This is a genomic window from Bradyrhizobium sp. Leo78 (assembly GCF_059512425.1).
The window spans coordinates 19724-33815 of the sequence record NZ_JCAMOT010000060.1; the positions used below are offsets into that span (position 1 = coordinate 19724).

Annotated in this window: 16 protein-coding genes; 10 read left to right on the forward strand and 6 right to left on the reverse strand. The window is 64.1% G+C overall.

What is annotated here, in order from left to right:
- Positions 1 to 8 precede the first annotated feature (8 nt).
- Positions 9 to 563: a PAN domain-containing protein gene (locus AC5ZG1_RS39630; protein WP_028167944.1), complete on the forward strand. Its 555-nt coding sequence runs from the start codon at positions 9 to 11 to the stop codon at positions 561 to 563.
- 6 nt (positions 564 to 569) lie between these two features.
- On the opposite strand, the gene AC5ZG1_RS39635 is transcribed toward AC5ZG1_RS39630, so the two are convergent.
- The 5 genes from AC5ZG1_RS39635 to AC5ZG1_RS39655 form a co-directional block, all read right to left on the reverse strand.
- Positions 570 to 1139: a nucleotidyltransferase family protein gene (locus AC5ZG1_RS39635; protein WP_496136159.1), complete on the reverse strand. Its 570-nt coding sequence runs from the start codon at positions 1137 to 1139 to the stop codon at positions 570 to 572.
- A gap of 102 nt (positions 1140 to 1241) precedes the next feature.
- Positions 1242 to 1583: an MmcQ/YjbR family DNA-binding protein gene (locus tag AC5ZG1_RS39640; RefSeq protein ID WP_496136160.1), complete on the reverse strand. Its 342-nt coding sequence runs from the start codon at positions 1581 to 1583 to the stop codon at positions 1242 to 1244.
- 146 nt (positions 1584 to 1729) lie between these two features.
- Complete coding sequence (lepB, locus tag AC5ZG1_RS39645) at positions 1730 to 2500, reverse strand: signal peptidase I (RefSeq protein WP_130227285.1); 771 nt, start codon at positions 2498 to 2500, stop codon at positions 1730 to 1732.
- A complete protein-coding gene (gene tldD / locus AC5ZG1_RS39650; protein WP_496136161.1) occupies positions 2500 to 3924 on the reverse strand; it encodes a metalloprotease TldD in 1425 nt (474 codons plus the stop codon). Before tldD ends, lepB begins: the two co-directional genes overlap by 1 nt.
- A 103-nt stretch (positions 3925 to 4027) precedes the next feature.
- Positions 4028 to 4564 (reverse strand): invasion associated locus B family protein, encoded by a 537-nt coding sequence (locus AC5ZG1_RS39655; RefSeq protein WP_028167940.1) that lies wholly within the window; start codon positions 4562 to 4564, stop codon positions 4028 to 4030.
- A gap of 499 nt (positions 4565 to 5063) precedes the next feature.
- On the opposite strand from AC5ZG1_RS39655, the gene coxB reads away from it, so the two are divergent.
- The 8 genes from coxB to AC5ZG1_RS39695 all read left to right on the forward strand — a co-directional run bounded on the left by coxB (position 5064) and on the right by AC5ZG1_RS39695 (position 11620).
- Positions 5064 to 5903, forward strand: a complete 840-nt coding sequence (gene coxB / locus AC5ZG1_RS39660; RefSeq protein ID WP_130227287.1) for a cytochrome c oxidase subunit II — start codon at positions 5064 to 5066, stop codon at positions 5901 to 5903.
- 91 nt (positions 5904 to 5994) lie between these two features.
- Entirely contained in the window at positions 5995 to 7605 is a 1611-nt protein-coding gene (ctaD, locus tag AC5ZG1_RS39665; RefSeq protein WP_028167938.1) for a cytochrome c oxidase subunit I, read from the forward strand.
- 68 nt (positions 7606 to 7673) lie between these two features.
- On the forward strand, positions 7674 to 8609 hold the full coding sequence (locus tag AC5ZG1_RS39670) for a heme o synthase (protein WP_496136162.1): 936 nt from the start codon (positions 7674 to 7676) through the stop codon (positions 8607 to 8609).
- An 18-nt stretch (positions 8610 to 8627) separates the two neighbouring features.
- Positions 8628 to 8792 carry a cytochrome c oxidase system small membrane protein gene (locus tag AC5ZG1_RS39675; RefSeq protein WP_028167936.1) on the forward strand — a complete coding sequence of 55 codons (165 nt, stop codon included), beginning with the start codon at positions 8628 to 8630 and terminating at the stop codon, positions 8790 to 8792.
- A 12-nt stretch (positions 8793 to 8804) separates the two neighbouring features.
- Complete coding sequence (locus tag AC5ZG1_RS39680; RefSeq protein ID WP_456640733.1) at positions 8805 to 9446, forward strand: cytochrome c oxidase assembly protein; 642 nt, start codon at positions 8805 to 8807, stop codon at positions 9444 to 9446.
- A 49-nt stretch (positions 9447 to 9495) separates the two neighbouring features.
- Positions 9496 to 10392, forward strand: coding sequence for a cytochrome c oxidase subunit 3 (locus AC5ZG1_RS39685; protein WP_028167934.1), 897 nt, complete (start codon positions 9496 to 9498; stop codon positions 10390 to 10392).
- A gap of 74 nt (positions 10393 to 10466) precedes the next feature.
- Positions 10467 to 10856 carry a DUF983 domain-containing protein gene (locus AC5ZG1_RS39690; protein WP_130227290.1) on the forward strand — a complete coding sequence of 130 codons (390 nt, stop codon included), beginning with the start codon at positions 10467 to 10469 and terminating at the stop codon, positions 10854 to 10856.
- Complete coding sequence (locus AC5ZG1_RS39695; protein ID WP_496136163.1) at positions 10853 to 11620, forward strand: SURF1 family protein; 768 nt, start codon at positions 10853 to 10855, stop codon at positions 11618 to 11620. The genes AC5ZG1_RS39690 and AC5ZG1_RS39695 overlap by 4 nt, the downstream gene beginning before the upstream one ends.
- 24 nt (positions 11621 to 11644) lie before the next feature.
- Here AC5ZG1_RS39695 and AC5ZG1_RS39700 read toward each other — a convergent pair whose 3' ends face one another.
- Positions 11645 to 12976, reverse strand: coding sequence for a histidine kinase (locus AC5ZG1_RS39700; RefSeq protein WP_496136164.1), 1332 nt, complete (start codon positions 12974 to 12976; stop codon positions 11645 to 11647).
- A gap of 82 nt (positions 12977 to 13058) precedes the next feature.
- Between AC5ZG1_RS39700 and AC5ZG1_RS39705 the strand changes: the two genes are divergently transcribed.
- Entirely contained in the window at positions 13059 to 13703 is a 645-nt protein-coding gene (locus AC5ZG1_RS39705) for a response regulator transcription factor (RefSeq protein ID WP_028167930.1), read from the forward strand.
- Positions 13704 to 14092: the final 389 nt, after the last annotated feature.

The window sequence follows — 14092 nt, forward strand, 5'->3', positions numbered from 1 at the left end:
CGTTGGATATGAGAATTGGCCGCCTCTTCTGGGCGAGTGTGGTGACGTTCGCCTTGTTGGCGGCCGTAGCGACGTCGCGGCCGGCGCAGGCGCAGGTCAACTTCGATCGCCCCGGCGGAGATTACCTCAGTTCGCCCGTTGCCTCGGGCGACCCGGCCGATTGCGCGCTGTTGTGCGAGCGCGATCGCCGCTGCCGGGCCTGGAGCTTCAACTATCCGACCGACATCACCACCGGCGCGGTGTGCTGGCTCAAGAACAGCGTGCCGCAGCGCGCGCAGAATAATTGCTGCGTCGCCGGCGTGCGCGGCGCCGGCGTCGTCGAGCCGCGCAACGGCACGGTCGAGACCTCGATCGATCGTTTCGGCGGCGACTACAAGAGCTTCGACCTGAAAGCAGGCGAGGGCGACGAGATCTGCAAGGCCGCCTGCGCCGCCGACAACAAGTGTCGCGCCTGGACCTTTGCGCGCCCCGGCTATGCCGGCCGCGAGCCGCACTGCTTCCTGAAGAAGGACATCAAGCCGCCGAGACGCAAGGCCGGATTCACCTCGGGCGTGGTGCGGTAATTCTTGTCAGTGGTCCGCCGGCAATACCCTGATCTCCGGCCACAGCGCCTTCCACCTCGCCGCCTTCTTCTCGTAATTCGCCGCCGAAAAATTCGCTCCCGGGTTCGGCCGCACGATCATGTTGGCGACGTCATCGAATCCGTGGGGCGCATAGACCTCATAGCCTTCCGCCGTGCGGCCGATTCCGATCTGGGTGTTCTTGGTAAGAAACCGGTCGATGCCATCGGTCGAGCGTGTCAATGGCGGGTAGGGCAGGCCGTGCTTTTCGGGATACCAGAGATGGACGCGCGCCTGGTTGCGCACTTCGACGGCGACGCCGAGGTGCCGAACCGCATCATGCACGCGTTTGATGATCCGGTCCTCGGCTTGCCAGCATGTATCGCGATCGAAATAGAAAATGTCGTAGTCGCTGATGCCGTAATCGACCGCACGATGCGTCCTGACGTTCCAGACCGTCTGCGCCAGGCACCCCGCCACGAGCCACGCGTCGGGCAGTGCCAGCCGCAGCAGCTCATCGGCGATGGCGGCATTGGCGGGATTGCGCAGCGCCGTCGCGAGGAATTCGTCTCGATTCATGAGGCTCCGTAGGATGGGTAGTCCCGTAGGGTGGGCAAAGCGACGCGTGCCCACCACCAGCACTCTGCTCGGGATGGTGGGCACGCGTCGCTTTGCCCTACCCTACGAATTAACATCGTGAGCTTTCACCGCAGCCTTCGATGCCAGCGTGCGCCAGTGGCGGCGCAACAGCGGCTCGACGATGCTGCGGCTCGCCTTCGACAGTCGGATCAGCACGATCGGATAGTCGCGATAATGATCGGTGAAATAGAATATCTTCGGCCGGCTCTCGATGAGCATGTCACGCTCGTCCTGCGGCACGGCAGGCATGACCAGGCTGTCGCCGTCTTCCTTCAGGCGCACGAGCATCTTCTTGCGCACTTTCAATGCCGGCGTGCCGTAGGAGGTGCCGTCCTCGACCTCCGGCCACGCCAGCGCGATTTTCCTGACGTCGTCGAAGGTCATGCGAATAGCCCCATCGTCTCCCTTATCCCGAGGAGCCGCGAAGCGGCGTCACGGGGGATGGGCCACGGGCCTCATGGTTCTCCCGGCGATGCGAAGCATCGTCCGGAGACGCGCGAAGACGCGCTCCTCACCATGAGGGGCTGGCATTAGTGCACCGAGGTAAAGAACCGCGCGAACCGAAAGCCTGACGGCCAGGTCCAGACCGGCTGGCTGCGCATGCCCATGTCCCATGAGCCGACCACTGCGTCGGCGCGGCCGATCAGGTTGTTGACAGGCAGCAGTCCGACGCCCCCGTCGCGCACGGAGACACGGCTGTCGGCGGAATTGTCCCTGTTGTCGCCAAGCACGAACAGTTCTCCCGGCGGCACGGTGACCTCAGGCGTGTTGTCGAGGCGGCCATTGTCGCGCATCTTGAAGATCGCGTGGCTGACGCCGTTCGGCAGCGTCTCGATATAGCGATAGGCGGTCTCGGTGTGGCCGCGGTCGTCCTCGGCTTCGCCGATGCCGTCGGGCTTCAACGTCGCGGGATGGTCGTTGATGAAGAGCTGGCCCTGCCGCATCTGGATGCGGTCGCCGGGCAGGCCGACCACGCGCTTGACCCAGGCCTGAGAGCGGTCGCCGGGCCAGCGGAACACCACGACGTCGCCGCGCTGCGGCGGCTCGCCGAACAGCCGGCCGCTCGACTCGGGCAGCGTGATCTGGATCGGCAGCGAGGCTGTCCCGTAACCGTAAGGGTATTTCGACGCGACCAGCGCATCGCCGATCAGAAGCGTCGGCTCCATCGAGCCTGACGGTACGTAGAACGGCTCGGCGATCGCGCCCTTGGCGAGGAACACGACAGCGACGATCGCCGCGAGTTGCGCTGCTTGCGAACGCCAGCTTGTCGGCTTGCTGACCGCCACTTCGTTGTTGCTCACTAGCCGGTTCCTCCTACGGTGATCCGCTCCATGCGCAGCGTCGGCTGGCCGACCCCCACGGGCACGCCCTGGCCGTTCTTGCCGCAAGTGCCGATGCCGGTGTCGAGCGCGAGATCGTTGCCGATCATGGTGATGCGATTGAGATCGGTCGGGCCGTTGCCGATCAGCATCGCGCCCTTCAGCGGCGCTCCCAGCTTGCCGTTCTCGATCTTGTAGGCCTCGGTGCACTGGAACACATATTTGCCCGAGGTGATGTCGACCTGACCGCCGCCGAAATTGGCGGCATAGATGCCGTTCTTCACCGAGGCGAGGATCTCCGCGGGATCGCTGTTGCCAGCCAGCATGTAGGTATTGGTCATGCGCGGCATCGGCACGTGGGCATAGCTCTGTCGCCGGCCATTGCCGGTCGGCTTCATGTTCATGAGCCGCGCGTTCTGGCGGTCCTGCATGTAGCCGACCAGGACGCCGTCCTCGATCAGCACGGTGCGGTTGGTCGGCGTGCCCTCGTCGTCGATCGAGAGCGAGCCGCGGCGCGAGGCCATGGTGCCGTCGTCGACCACGGTGACGCCCTTGGCGGCGACCTGCTGGCCCATCAGGCCGGCGAAGGCCGAAGTCTTCTTGCGGTTGAAATCGCCCTCGAGCCCGTGGCCAACGGCTTCATGCAGCATCACGCCGGGCCAGCCGGCGCCCAGCACCACGTCCATCTCGCCGGCCGGCGCCGGCACCGATTCCAGGTTGACCAGCGCCTCGCGCAGCGCGCCGTCGGCAGCGTCGCGCCAGGCTTTGGTCTCGATGAAACGGGCGTAACCTTCGCGGCCGCCATAACCCTTGCTGCCGCTCTCCTGCCGGTCGCCCTGACCCGCAACGACGGAAATGTTGACCCGCACCAGCGGCCGGATGTCGCGATAGCTCTCGCCGTCCGGCCGGACGATTTCCACCACCTGCCAGGTCGCAGTCAGGCTCGCCGAAACCTGCCGCACCCGCGGGTCCTTGTCGCGGATATAGGCGTCGATCTCGCCGAGCAGCTTGACCTTGGCCTCGAAGCCGGGCGCATCCAGCGGGTTCTCGTCGCCGTAAAGCTTCACATTCGTGTGCGTGGGCGCCGCGGCGAAGCTGCCGGAATAGCCACCGCGCACCGCATGCACCGCATCGGCGGCGCGAATCAGCGCCGGCAGCGAGACGTCGGAGGAATGCGCGTAGCCGACCGCGTCGTCCTTCACCGCGCGCAGGCCGAACCCCTGGCTGGTGTCATAGGTCGCCTGCTTCAGGCGCCCATTGTCGAACACCAGGGCCTCGGTCTGCCCGAATTCCAGGAACAATTCGCCGTCGTCCGCCCCCTGGAGCCCGCGCGCGAGCTCGCGGCGCACGGCATCGCGGTCGAGATTGGCGCGGTCGAGCAGGGAGGTTGTGGCGGGACTGGTCATGACGACTCCGAATTCAACGCAATTACATCCCGTTCATGTTTGGCTTGGCCGGGACATCATCGTTCAAGATAGGCGCTGTTGCAGCAATTCGGGAGAGGTCGCCTCACGGCAACTTGTCATACCCCTCTGCCAGCCCGTTCAAGCTGAGCGGAAAGCCGATGCCCTCTTCGGGGGTCTCGAAGATGATGAACGTCGCGGTCTTGGCGCCCCTGAGCTGGCCGAGCAGCTTGTCGTCCATCACAACTTCGGCGACGCAGCCGTTGGGCAGGCAGCGGACGAAACCGGCGCGGCCGACGTCCTGGTTGTCGAGCTTCAACCCGAGCCCGGAGGGAAGCAGGACGCCGAGCGGCGCGACCACGCGCATCAGGCGGCTTTTCTGGTCGGCGGTCTTCAGCACGATCACGGTGAGGCCGGCATTGGAACGGTCCTCGGCGACCACGCTCTGAATCAGCGCGCATTGCTCGCTCTGGGCGCCCGGCGGGGTGTCGCAGCGGATCTGCCAATCGCCATGGACCGAGCGGACCGCCCCCTGGGCGTGGGCCGCTTGCAGCAGGCCCAACATGAACACGAGCGCCAGCAGGCCGCCCAGCCAGTTGGCGGCACTCCAGCTACGTCCGCTGTGATGTTTCAAAGCGCCCATCCGGGTCGATCCTTTGATGGCCGGCCATGCCGGCTTGGTTTCCCCGGCCAAGGTCGGGTGCATTGCCCGGCTGCCGGCGGCACGCAAAACGACTGATACCGCAATGACGGCGCCTTGAAGGCGATCCCCAAGCAAATCTCGCGCCGCGGTGGGGACGCTTCGCGCGAATCAGGTTCCTGCGGAGCGACCAGCCTGTGGGTACATCCAGCAATTGCCCTGTCAAGCGGCGTCGCCCGCGGAAGTGGCGCTATCGCCTGATTTATCGAGAAAATGTCACATCACGGGAATAGCCGATCGCGCATGGCCTGGGGCCTTACTACTGCATTGCGAGCGCCTGCGAATTATGGTTTGAGAGGCTAGATTTCGACGCGTTCTAACGATCTGGCCCCTGTACTTTCCGAAAGTGCGTCCGGCAGGCCGTTTGTGAGGGCGGATCGTGCTGCATCCACGCCGTGTGGCGGGGGTGCTAAGGGGATAAATCATAGGGAGCGCGAGCGGCATGAGGATGTCGATGGGCCTGATGGGCCGGCGGTTGCTGGGGGGTGCGGTAGCGGGCATGGCGCTCGCGGCCGGCGGGACGGCATTCGCCGAATTGGGGCAGCCGGCGCCCTGGGAAGTCACCCTGCAGCAGGCGGCCTCCCCGGTGATGGAGAACATCGTCTGGTTTCACAACTTCCTGCTGGTGGTCATCACTGTGATCACGCTGTTCGTGCTGGCGCTGCTCGTCATGGTGGTGATGAAGTTCAACGCGCGCGCGAATCCGGTCCCCTCCAGGACCACCCACAACACGCTGATCGAGGTGGCCTGGACGCTGGTTCCGGTGCTGATCCTGGTCGGCATTGCGGTGCCGTCGTTCCGCCTCCTGTTCCTGCAGCTCGACGTGCCGAAGTCGGACCTGACCATCAAGGTCACCGGCAAGCAGTGGTATTGGTCCTACGCCTACCCGGATAACGGCAAGTTCGAGTTCGACTCGCTGCTTGCCCAGGACAAGCAGCCGCGGCTGCTCGGCGTCGACAATGAGATGGTGGTGCCGGTCAACAAGGTGATCCGGATCCAGACCACCGGCGCGGACGTTATCCACTCGTTTGCGGTGCCGGCCTTCGGCATCAAGATCGACTCGATCCCGGGCCGTCTCAACGAGACCTGGTTCAAGGCCACCAAGACCGGCATGTATTACGGCCAGTGCTCCGAGCTGTGCGGCAAGGATCATGCGTTCATGCCGATCGCGGTGCGGGTCGTGGAGGATCAGGAATTCGCGAGCTGGGTGGACGCCGCGAAGAAGAAATTTGCCAGCAGCCCGGCGAATTCATACGCCTCGATTGGTCAGGCGTCGCGGTAAGGCTGCAAGCCCGGGGGCGGGCGCGCATCGGAAGAATAAGGGCGATGGGACCGCAAAGGTCCAAAAGGGAATTGGCTTAAGGATCTAGGACATGGCAACAGGCGCAGCGACACACGATCACGCCCATGATGATCACGGCCATCCGACCGGATGGCGCCGCTATCTCTACTCCACGAACCATAAGGACATCGGCACGATGTACCTTATCTTCGCGGTCATTGCGGGCATCATCGGGGCTGCGATGTCGATCGCGATCCGCGCCGAGCTGATGTATCCGGGCGTGCAGATCTTCCACGAGTCCCATACCTACAACGTGTTCGTGACCTCGCACGGCCTGATCATGATCTTCTTCATGGTCATGCCGGCGATGATCGGCGGGTTCGGCAACTGGTTCGTGCCGCTGATGATCGGCGCGCCCGACATGGCGTTCCCGCGCATGAACAACATCTCGTTCTGGCTGTTGCCGGCCTCTTTTGCGCTGCTCCTGATCTCGACCTTCGTCGAGGGCGAGCCGGGCGCCAACGGCGTCGGCGCCGGCTGGACCATGTACGCGCCGCTGTCGACCTCGGGCCATCCGGGGCCGGCGGTCGACTTTGCGATCCTGTCGCTGCACCTCGCCGGTGCCTCCTCGATCCTGGGCGCGATCAACTTCATCACCACGATCTTCAACATGCGCGCACCGGGCATGACGCTGCACAAGATGCCGCTGTTCGTGTGGTCGATCCTGGTGACGGTGTTCCTGCTCTTGCTGTCGCTGCCGGTGCTCGCCGGCGCCATCACCATGCTGCTCACCGACCGTAACTTCGGCACCGCCTTCTTCGCGCCCGATGCCGGCGGCGACCCGGTGCTGTTCCAGCACCTGTTCTGGTTCTTCGGCCATCCTGAAGTGTACATCCTGATCCTGCCGGCCTTCGGCATGATCAGCCAGATCGTCTCGACTTTCTCGCGCAAACCGGTGTTCGGCTATCTCGGCATGGCCTACGCGATGGTCGCGATCGGCGGCATCGGCTTCGTGGTGTGGGCGCACCACATGTACACGGTCGGCATGTCGTCGGCGACGCAGGCCTACTTCGTCGCCGCCACCATGGTGATCGCGGTCCCGACTGGCGTGAAGATCTTCTCCTGGATCGCCACGATGTGGGGCGGCTCGATCGAGTTCAAGGTACCGATGATCTGGGCGATCGGCTTCATCTTCCTGTTCACGGTCGGCGGTGTCACCGGCGTCGTGCTGGCGAATGCCGGCGTCGACCGCGTGCTGCAGGACACCTACTACGTGGTGGCCCACTTCCACTACGTGCTGTCGCTGGGCGCCGTGTTCGGCATCTTCGCAGGCTGGTACTACTGGTTCCCGAAGATGTTCGGCTACATGTACAGCGAGACCATCGGCAAGCTGCACTTCTGGTTCACCTTCATCGGCGTGAACCTGGTGTTCTTCCCGCAGCACTTCCTCGGTCTGTCGGGCATGCCGCGCCGCTATGTCGACTATCCGGACGCGTTCGCCGGCTGGAACCTGGTCTCCTCGGTCGGCTCCTACATCTCCGGCTTCGGCGTGCTGATCTTCATCTACGGCGTGATCGACGCCTTCGTCCGCAAGGAGCAGGCGGCCGCCAACCCGTGGGGCGCCGGCGCCACCACGCTGGAATGGACGCTGTCCTCGCCGCCGCCCTTCCACCAGTTCGAAGTGCTGCCGCGCGTGCAGTAAAGGAAACAGTGACGCGCCCTTAGGGGCGCGTCACGCTCTCTGCTTGATTTTAAGGGAACGAGACCATCGTGTCGGTTGTCGATCACAATGCCATCGAGTTGCCGCGGATCTCCGAGGCCGAGGTCGGCGACTACATCGCGCTTCTGAAGCCGCGGGTGATGTCGCTCGTGATCTTCACCGCGCTGGTCGGCCTGATGATCGCGCCTGGTCACGTCCATCCGGTGCTGGCCTTCACCTCGATCCTCTGCATCGCGGTCGGCGCCGGCGCCTCCGGCGCGCTGAACATGGCCTATGAAGGCGATATCGACGCGTTGATGACGCGCACTGCCAACCGGCCGATCCCACGCGGCCGCATCACAAGTGGAGAAGCCACCGCCTTCGGCCTGACGCTGGCGTTCTTCTCGGTGATGACGCTCGGCATCCTCGTCAACTGGGTCGCGGGCGCGCTGCTGGCCTTCACGATCTTCTTCTATGTCGTGATCTACACGATGTGGCTGAAGCGCTGGACTGCGCAGAACATCGTGATCGGCGGCGCCGCTGGCGCGCTGCCGCCGGTGGTGGCCTGGGCGGCCGCAACCGGCTCGTTGTCGATCGAGCCCGTGCTGTTGTTCCTGATCATCTTCTTCTGGACCCCGCCGCATTTCTGGGCCCTGGCGCTGTTCCGCAGCGACGACTACGCCCGCGCCGGCGTGCCGATGCTGCCCGTGGTCGCCGGTCCCGACGCGACCCGGCTGCAGATCCTGCTCTACACGATCGTGCTTGTCGTGATCGCGGTGGCGCCGTGGCCGCTCGGCTATTTCGATGCGGTCTATGGCGTGGCCTCGCTCCTGCTCGGGTCGGGCATGCTGTGGCTCGCGGTCGAGGTCTATCGCCGCCGCGAGGGCAAGGAAGCCAATCGCGCCTGCCGCAAATTGTTTGCGTTCTCCATTTTCTATTTGTTCGCGCTGTTTGCGACCTTGCTGATCGAGGTTGCCTTCCGCACCGTTGCATCATGGGTCGGGTAGGGAGCGCATGAACACGCAATGGATGACAAACGCGAGCAAGAAGGAATTGTCCTTACCGAGGCGCAGCTCAGGAGCCGCCGCCAGCGCTCGATCGCCATTGCGCTCGCGCTCGGTGTCCTGGTCGTGCTGTTCTTCGCGGTCACCCTGGTCAAGGGCCCGGCCGTCCTGGTGCGGCCGATCTGAGATGTGATCGAGATGGCGCAAGAGACGACCACGCCCAAGCAGTCCGGCACGAGCCAAAAGGCGTCCCGCCGCACGCTGACGCGTGACGCGGTGGTTGCCTCGATCTGCGGCTTCGTCGTCGTGCTGATGGTCGGCGCGTCCTATGCGGCGGTGCCCTTTTACAACTGGTTCTGCCGCGCCACCGGCTTCAACGGCACCACCCAGGTTGCGACCTCTGCGCCGGCGGAGGGTCCGCTCGCCCGCAAGATCGAGGTTCGCTTCGATGCCAATGTCGCGCCGGGCCTGCCCTGGAAGTTCGAGCCCGAGCAGAACGAGATCGAAGTCAGGATCGGCGAGGTCGTCACCGTCTTCTACACGGTGACCAACCAGTCGGCGCGGGCGACGACGGCCCAGGCGGCTTACAATGTCGCGCCGCTGACGGTCGGGGCCTACTTCCAGAAGATCAACTGCTTCTGCTTCACCGAGCAGACCCTGGCGCCGGGCGAGAAGCGGGAGATGCCTGTCGTGTTCTATGTCGATCCGGCGCTGGTCGCCGACCGCGAGAACGACAGCCTGAAATCGATCACCCTGTCCTACACTTTCTATTCCGTGCGCGATCCGGTCCCGAAGCCAGTGGCCTCCGGCGAGCAGGACAAGCGCAAGGGCAATCTTTGAATTTCTGAGACGAATACGTGCCTGACGGCACGCGAACGGAGAGACTGCAATGGCTGAGGCGCACGTCAAGCATCACGATTACCATCTCGTCGATCCGAGCCCCTGGCCGGTGGTCGGCTCGATCTCGGCCTTCATCATGTGCTTCGGCGCCATCGGCTGGATGCATCACATGTTCACGGGCGCGCCGATCGTGTTCGGCATCGGCGTGATCGGCGTGCTCTACACCATGGCGAGCTGGTGGGGCGATGTAATCCGCGAGGCCCAGTACAAGGGCGACCACACCCGTGTGGTGCAGCTCCATCACCGCTACGGCATGATCCTGTTCATCGCCTCCGAGGTGATGTTCTTCGTCGCCTGGTTCTGGGCGTTCTTCAACGCCGCGCTGTTCCCGGCCGATCCGGTCCATGCCGCCCGCGACGCGATCTTCGGTTGCGGCGCCGGCACCGCCGCCGGCGCCTGCGCCGTGCCGGGCACCTGGCCGCCGCATGGCATCGAGACCTTCGATCCCTGGCACCTGCCGCTGCTCAACACGCTCTTGCTGCTCACCTCCGGCACCACGGTGACCTGGGCCCACCATGCGCTCTTGGAAAACGATCGCCAGGGCCTCAAATACGGCCTGATCCTCACCGTGCTGCTCGGCGCGGCCTTCACCTGCGTGCAGGCCTATGAATACGCCCATGCGACGTTCTCGTTCGGCGGCAATGTCTACGGCTCCGTGTTCTTCATGGCGACCGGCTTCCATGGCGCCCACGTGATTATCGGCACCATCTTCCTCCTGGTCTGCCTATTCCGCGCCTACGCTGGCCACTTCACGCCGAAGCAGCACCTCGGCTTCGAGTTTGCCGCCTGGTACTGGCACTTCGTCGACGTGGTCTGGCTGTTCCTGTTCATTTGCATCTACGTGTGGGGCCGCGGCGCCGAAACCATGGCGCACGCCGCGCACTAACCCGCCGTGACGTGCTACAAGGGGCGGCCAGATGGCCGCCCTTTTGCTTTCGCGAGTAGAGATCGAACGACTTGATGCCTGCCGACACTCCCCCGACAGTCACCGAGAGCGCGCTCCGCGGCATCGCCTGTCGCTGTCCGCGCTGCGGCAAGGGCAAGCTCTATGCGGGCTTCCTCACGCTGGCTCCGCGCTGCGAGAGTTGCGGGCTGGATTATGCCTTCATCGATTCCGGCGATGGGCCGGCGATCTTCATCATCATGCTGGCCGGCGCGATCGTTGTTGCCTGTGCGCTGATTGTGGAGGTCAAGTACCAGCCGCCGTTCTGGGTGCATGCGGTGCTCTGGCTGCCGCTCATCGTCGTCGTCACGTTGCTGCCGCTGCGTTCGATGAAATCGCTTTTGATCGCACTCCAGTTCCACCACAAGGCGGCGGAGGGCCGGCTGATCAAGCGCGAGCAGAAATGACCGCAGCATCCACGCAACGGCGCGGCGCCGCTGGCTTCGGCATTTTCACGTTGATCCTGGTGGTGGTGTTCACGGGCCTCGGGATCTGGCAGTTGCAGCGCCGGGTCGAGAAGCATGCGCTGATCGCGGCCCTCAACGAGCGCCTGACGGCGGCGCCCGAAGCGCTGCCGCAGCCTTCGCAATGGGCCGCGCTACGTCCGGTGAGCGATGAATTCCGCCGCGTCACTTTCACTGCAACCTATGCGAAGCTGCCGGATGCGATGGTATTCAGTTCTGGCTCCGCGGTCCGCGACGACATTTCCGGTCCCGGCACCTGGGCGTTTCTGCCGGCGCGCCTGCCTAACGGCGAGATCGTCGTGATCAATGCTGGCTTTGTGCAGAACACGATGCAGGATCGTGCCCAACAGGATCGCGCGGTCGCGCCGCTGATCACGGGCGAACCGGTCAAGCTGAGCGGCTATCTTCGCTTTCCCGAGGGCGCCGGCTCGCTGACGCCGAAGGACAGTCCAGCAAAACGCCTATGGTTCGTCCGCAATCATCTCGCGATGGCGAGCGCGCTCGGCTGGGCCGAAGGCGGCAAGACTGTCGCGCCCTTCTACATCGACCTCGAGTCGCCCGTGCCCGATAGCGGCATTCCCAAGCCGGGACCGCTGAAGGTCAATCTCAAGGACGACCACATGCAATACGCCATCACCTGGTTCACGCTCGCCGTGGCGGTGTTGATCGTCTTCGCATTCTGGTTTCGCGGCCAACGTCGCGCGTAGGTCATGCCGCGCCGAGCGCGGCGATCAGCCAAGCGCGCTGTCGCCGACCGGCAGGAGGCAGCGCACGATGGTCCGTCCGTCCTCGCGCACCAGCTCGAGCGTGCCGCTCAGCGCGCGGGCCCGTTCCTGCATCCCGGTCAGCCCGCGGCCGAAGACAGAGTCCTTGGGAAGGCCGATGCCGTCGTCCGATACCTCCACGATCAGCTCCGCCGCCTTCATCGAAGCCTCCACGGTGACCGAGCGGGCTCGGGCATGGCGCAGCACGTTGGTGATGCTCTCCTGGATCACGCGATAGACGGTCTGCGAGAGCAGACCCTCGATCGCATTCAGCCTGCCGTCGATATGCGAGACGAGCTTGAGGCCGGGCGCTTGCGCGCGCGCATATTGCAGTAAGGTCTCGATGCTTTTTTCCAGCCCCAAGTCCTGGATGTAGAGCGGCCGCAGCCGGTCGAGGATGCGGCGGTTGGCCTGCTGCAGCGCTTCGACCGATTGCAGGATGCCGTCGACGGAGGCCGCAAGTTGCAGGTTGCCATGCGGGAGAGCTTCGAGCAGCGCAACCGCTTTGGCGCGAATGCCGAACAACAGCGGTCCGAGCTCGTCGTGCAGTTCGCGCGCCATATCGCGCCGCTCGTCGTCCTGCAGCGAGACGATCCGGCGCAGCAGACTTCGATTGTCCTGGCTCAGTAAGCTCAGCGTGCGGGCAAGTTCGTTGGCTTCCTCGGCGCTTCGGCGGATCTCCGGCGGGCCCGACGGGGGGATGAGCTGCTTATAATCACCCCCGCGCATGCGGGTGAGGCCTTCGCCGAGATCCTGCAGGGGACGCAGCACGGCGCCGGAGGTGAAATAAGCGATAGCGCCGGTGAGCAGCGTCAGCGCAACCACGGAGAATGTGATCGCAACAAAGCCGATCCATTTCTCGAAAATATCGGCCGACAGGTCGGGCGAGAAAATGATCTCACCGACCTGCTTGCCTTCGATCCGGACGGGGAACGATGCGCCCACCTCCGGTATCGTGAGCAGGTCCACGAACCATCGCGGCACCCGTCCGATCGGGGTTTGCACCTCGACCCGCGGCGGCGGGTGGCTTGCACCGTCGGGTTGGAAGCGGATGGCTTCGGAGGTGCCGAGCGCCTGGGCAAAGGCATCCAGCGTCGCTTGCGGATTGGCCGAGGTCCGAAGCGCGCTGTTGAGCGCGTTGGCAACCATCCTGGCCGAACGTGCGGCCGGTGCGCTCTCGTCCGACAGTTGCTCCGGCACGAAAAGCTGCAGCGAAACCGCTCCGATCAGGAGCGCCGCCACGAACATGATACCGAGCGGAAGGAAGAACCGCGTTCGGAGCGAACATTTTTTCCACATTTGGATAATTCTAATTCGCTCCGGTGGTTTTTTCTTTTCACCGGTTCCCGGGGACCTATGTTCTGGATACAGAATGCAAGTGATGCAAGATACGCCGAAACCGGCCACAAGAATATTGATTGTCGATGACCACCCGGTAGTGTTGTCCGGGTGCCGGTCGCTGTTCGCTTCCGACAGCTCGGTGAAGATCGAGGAAGCCACCGACGCCAAGTCGGGACACCGCGCCTATGTCAGCAAGAAGCCTGATGTTACCGTCATCGACATCAACCTCCCGGATGTTTCCGGGTTCGAGTTGATGCGCCGGATCCGCAAGGAGGATCCAGAGGCCAGGATCATCATGTTCAGCATGAACGACGATCCGGCCTTCGTCGTCCGCGCGGTGGAAGCAGGCGCCCAGGGCTATGTTTCAAAGACCGACGATCCCAGGGTGTTCGTGAAAGCCGTCCGCAAGGTCGCGGCAGGGGACAATTACATATCGCCGCACCTTGCCGAAGCCGTGACCTTTTCGGGCGCCGCCATCAAGGCCAATCCGGCCTCGCTGATGTCGCCGCGCGAACTGGAAATCCTGCGGCTGCTTGGCCGGGGCGACAAGATCGGCGAGGTCGCCGCGGCGCTCAACATCTCCTACAAGACCGTCGCCAACACCACTTCGCTTCTGAAGCAGAAGCTGGGCGCCAAGAGCCATTCGGACCTGATCCGTATCGCCGTCGAAATGGCGTTGGGCTGATCCTCACCGCCTGCGGAACTGGTCGCGCCCGAAGGCGCGACCGTTCCCATCGCTTGCATTCGCTTCTGCCGGGGCAATTCGGGAACAGCAGGGCGATACAGGCGATTCCTAGAGCTTCTGATCCAATGTGCCGGAGCGTCGGCCGCGCCGCTGATCGCTGCTGCGCTGGCCTCAATGGCGGACATAAACGGGAAGAAACGGCAATGGTTCCGACGCGCCAGAGATCGGCGAGCGATCGAGTCTTGCCGGTCGTGCACCACGGGCCTGTAGAAAGGTTCGAGAAAGAAAGAACCGCACCGCGCCAGTGATGGACTAAAGCGGAATGAAGTTAGCTTGAATCGATTTGGGATTCCCAAATCAGGCGGTTTCTGATTCACCATGCTGGCTGG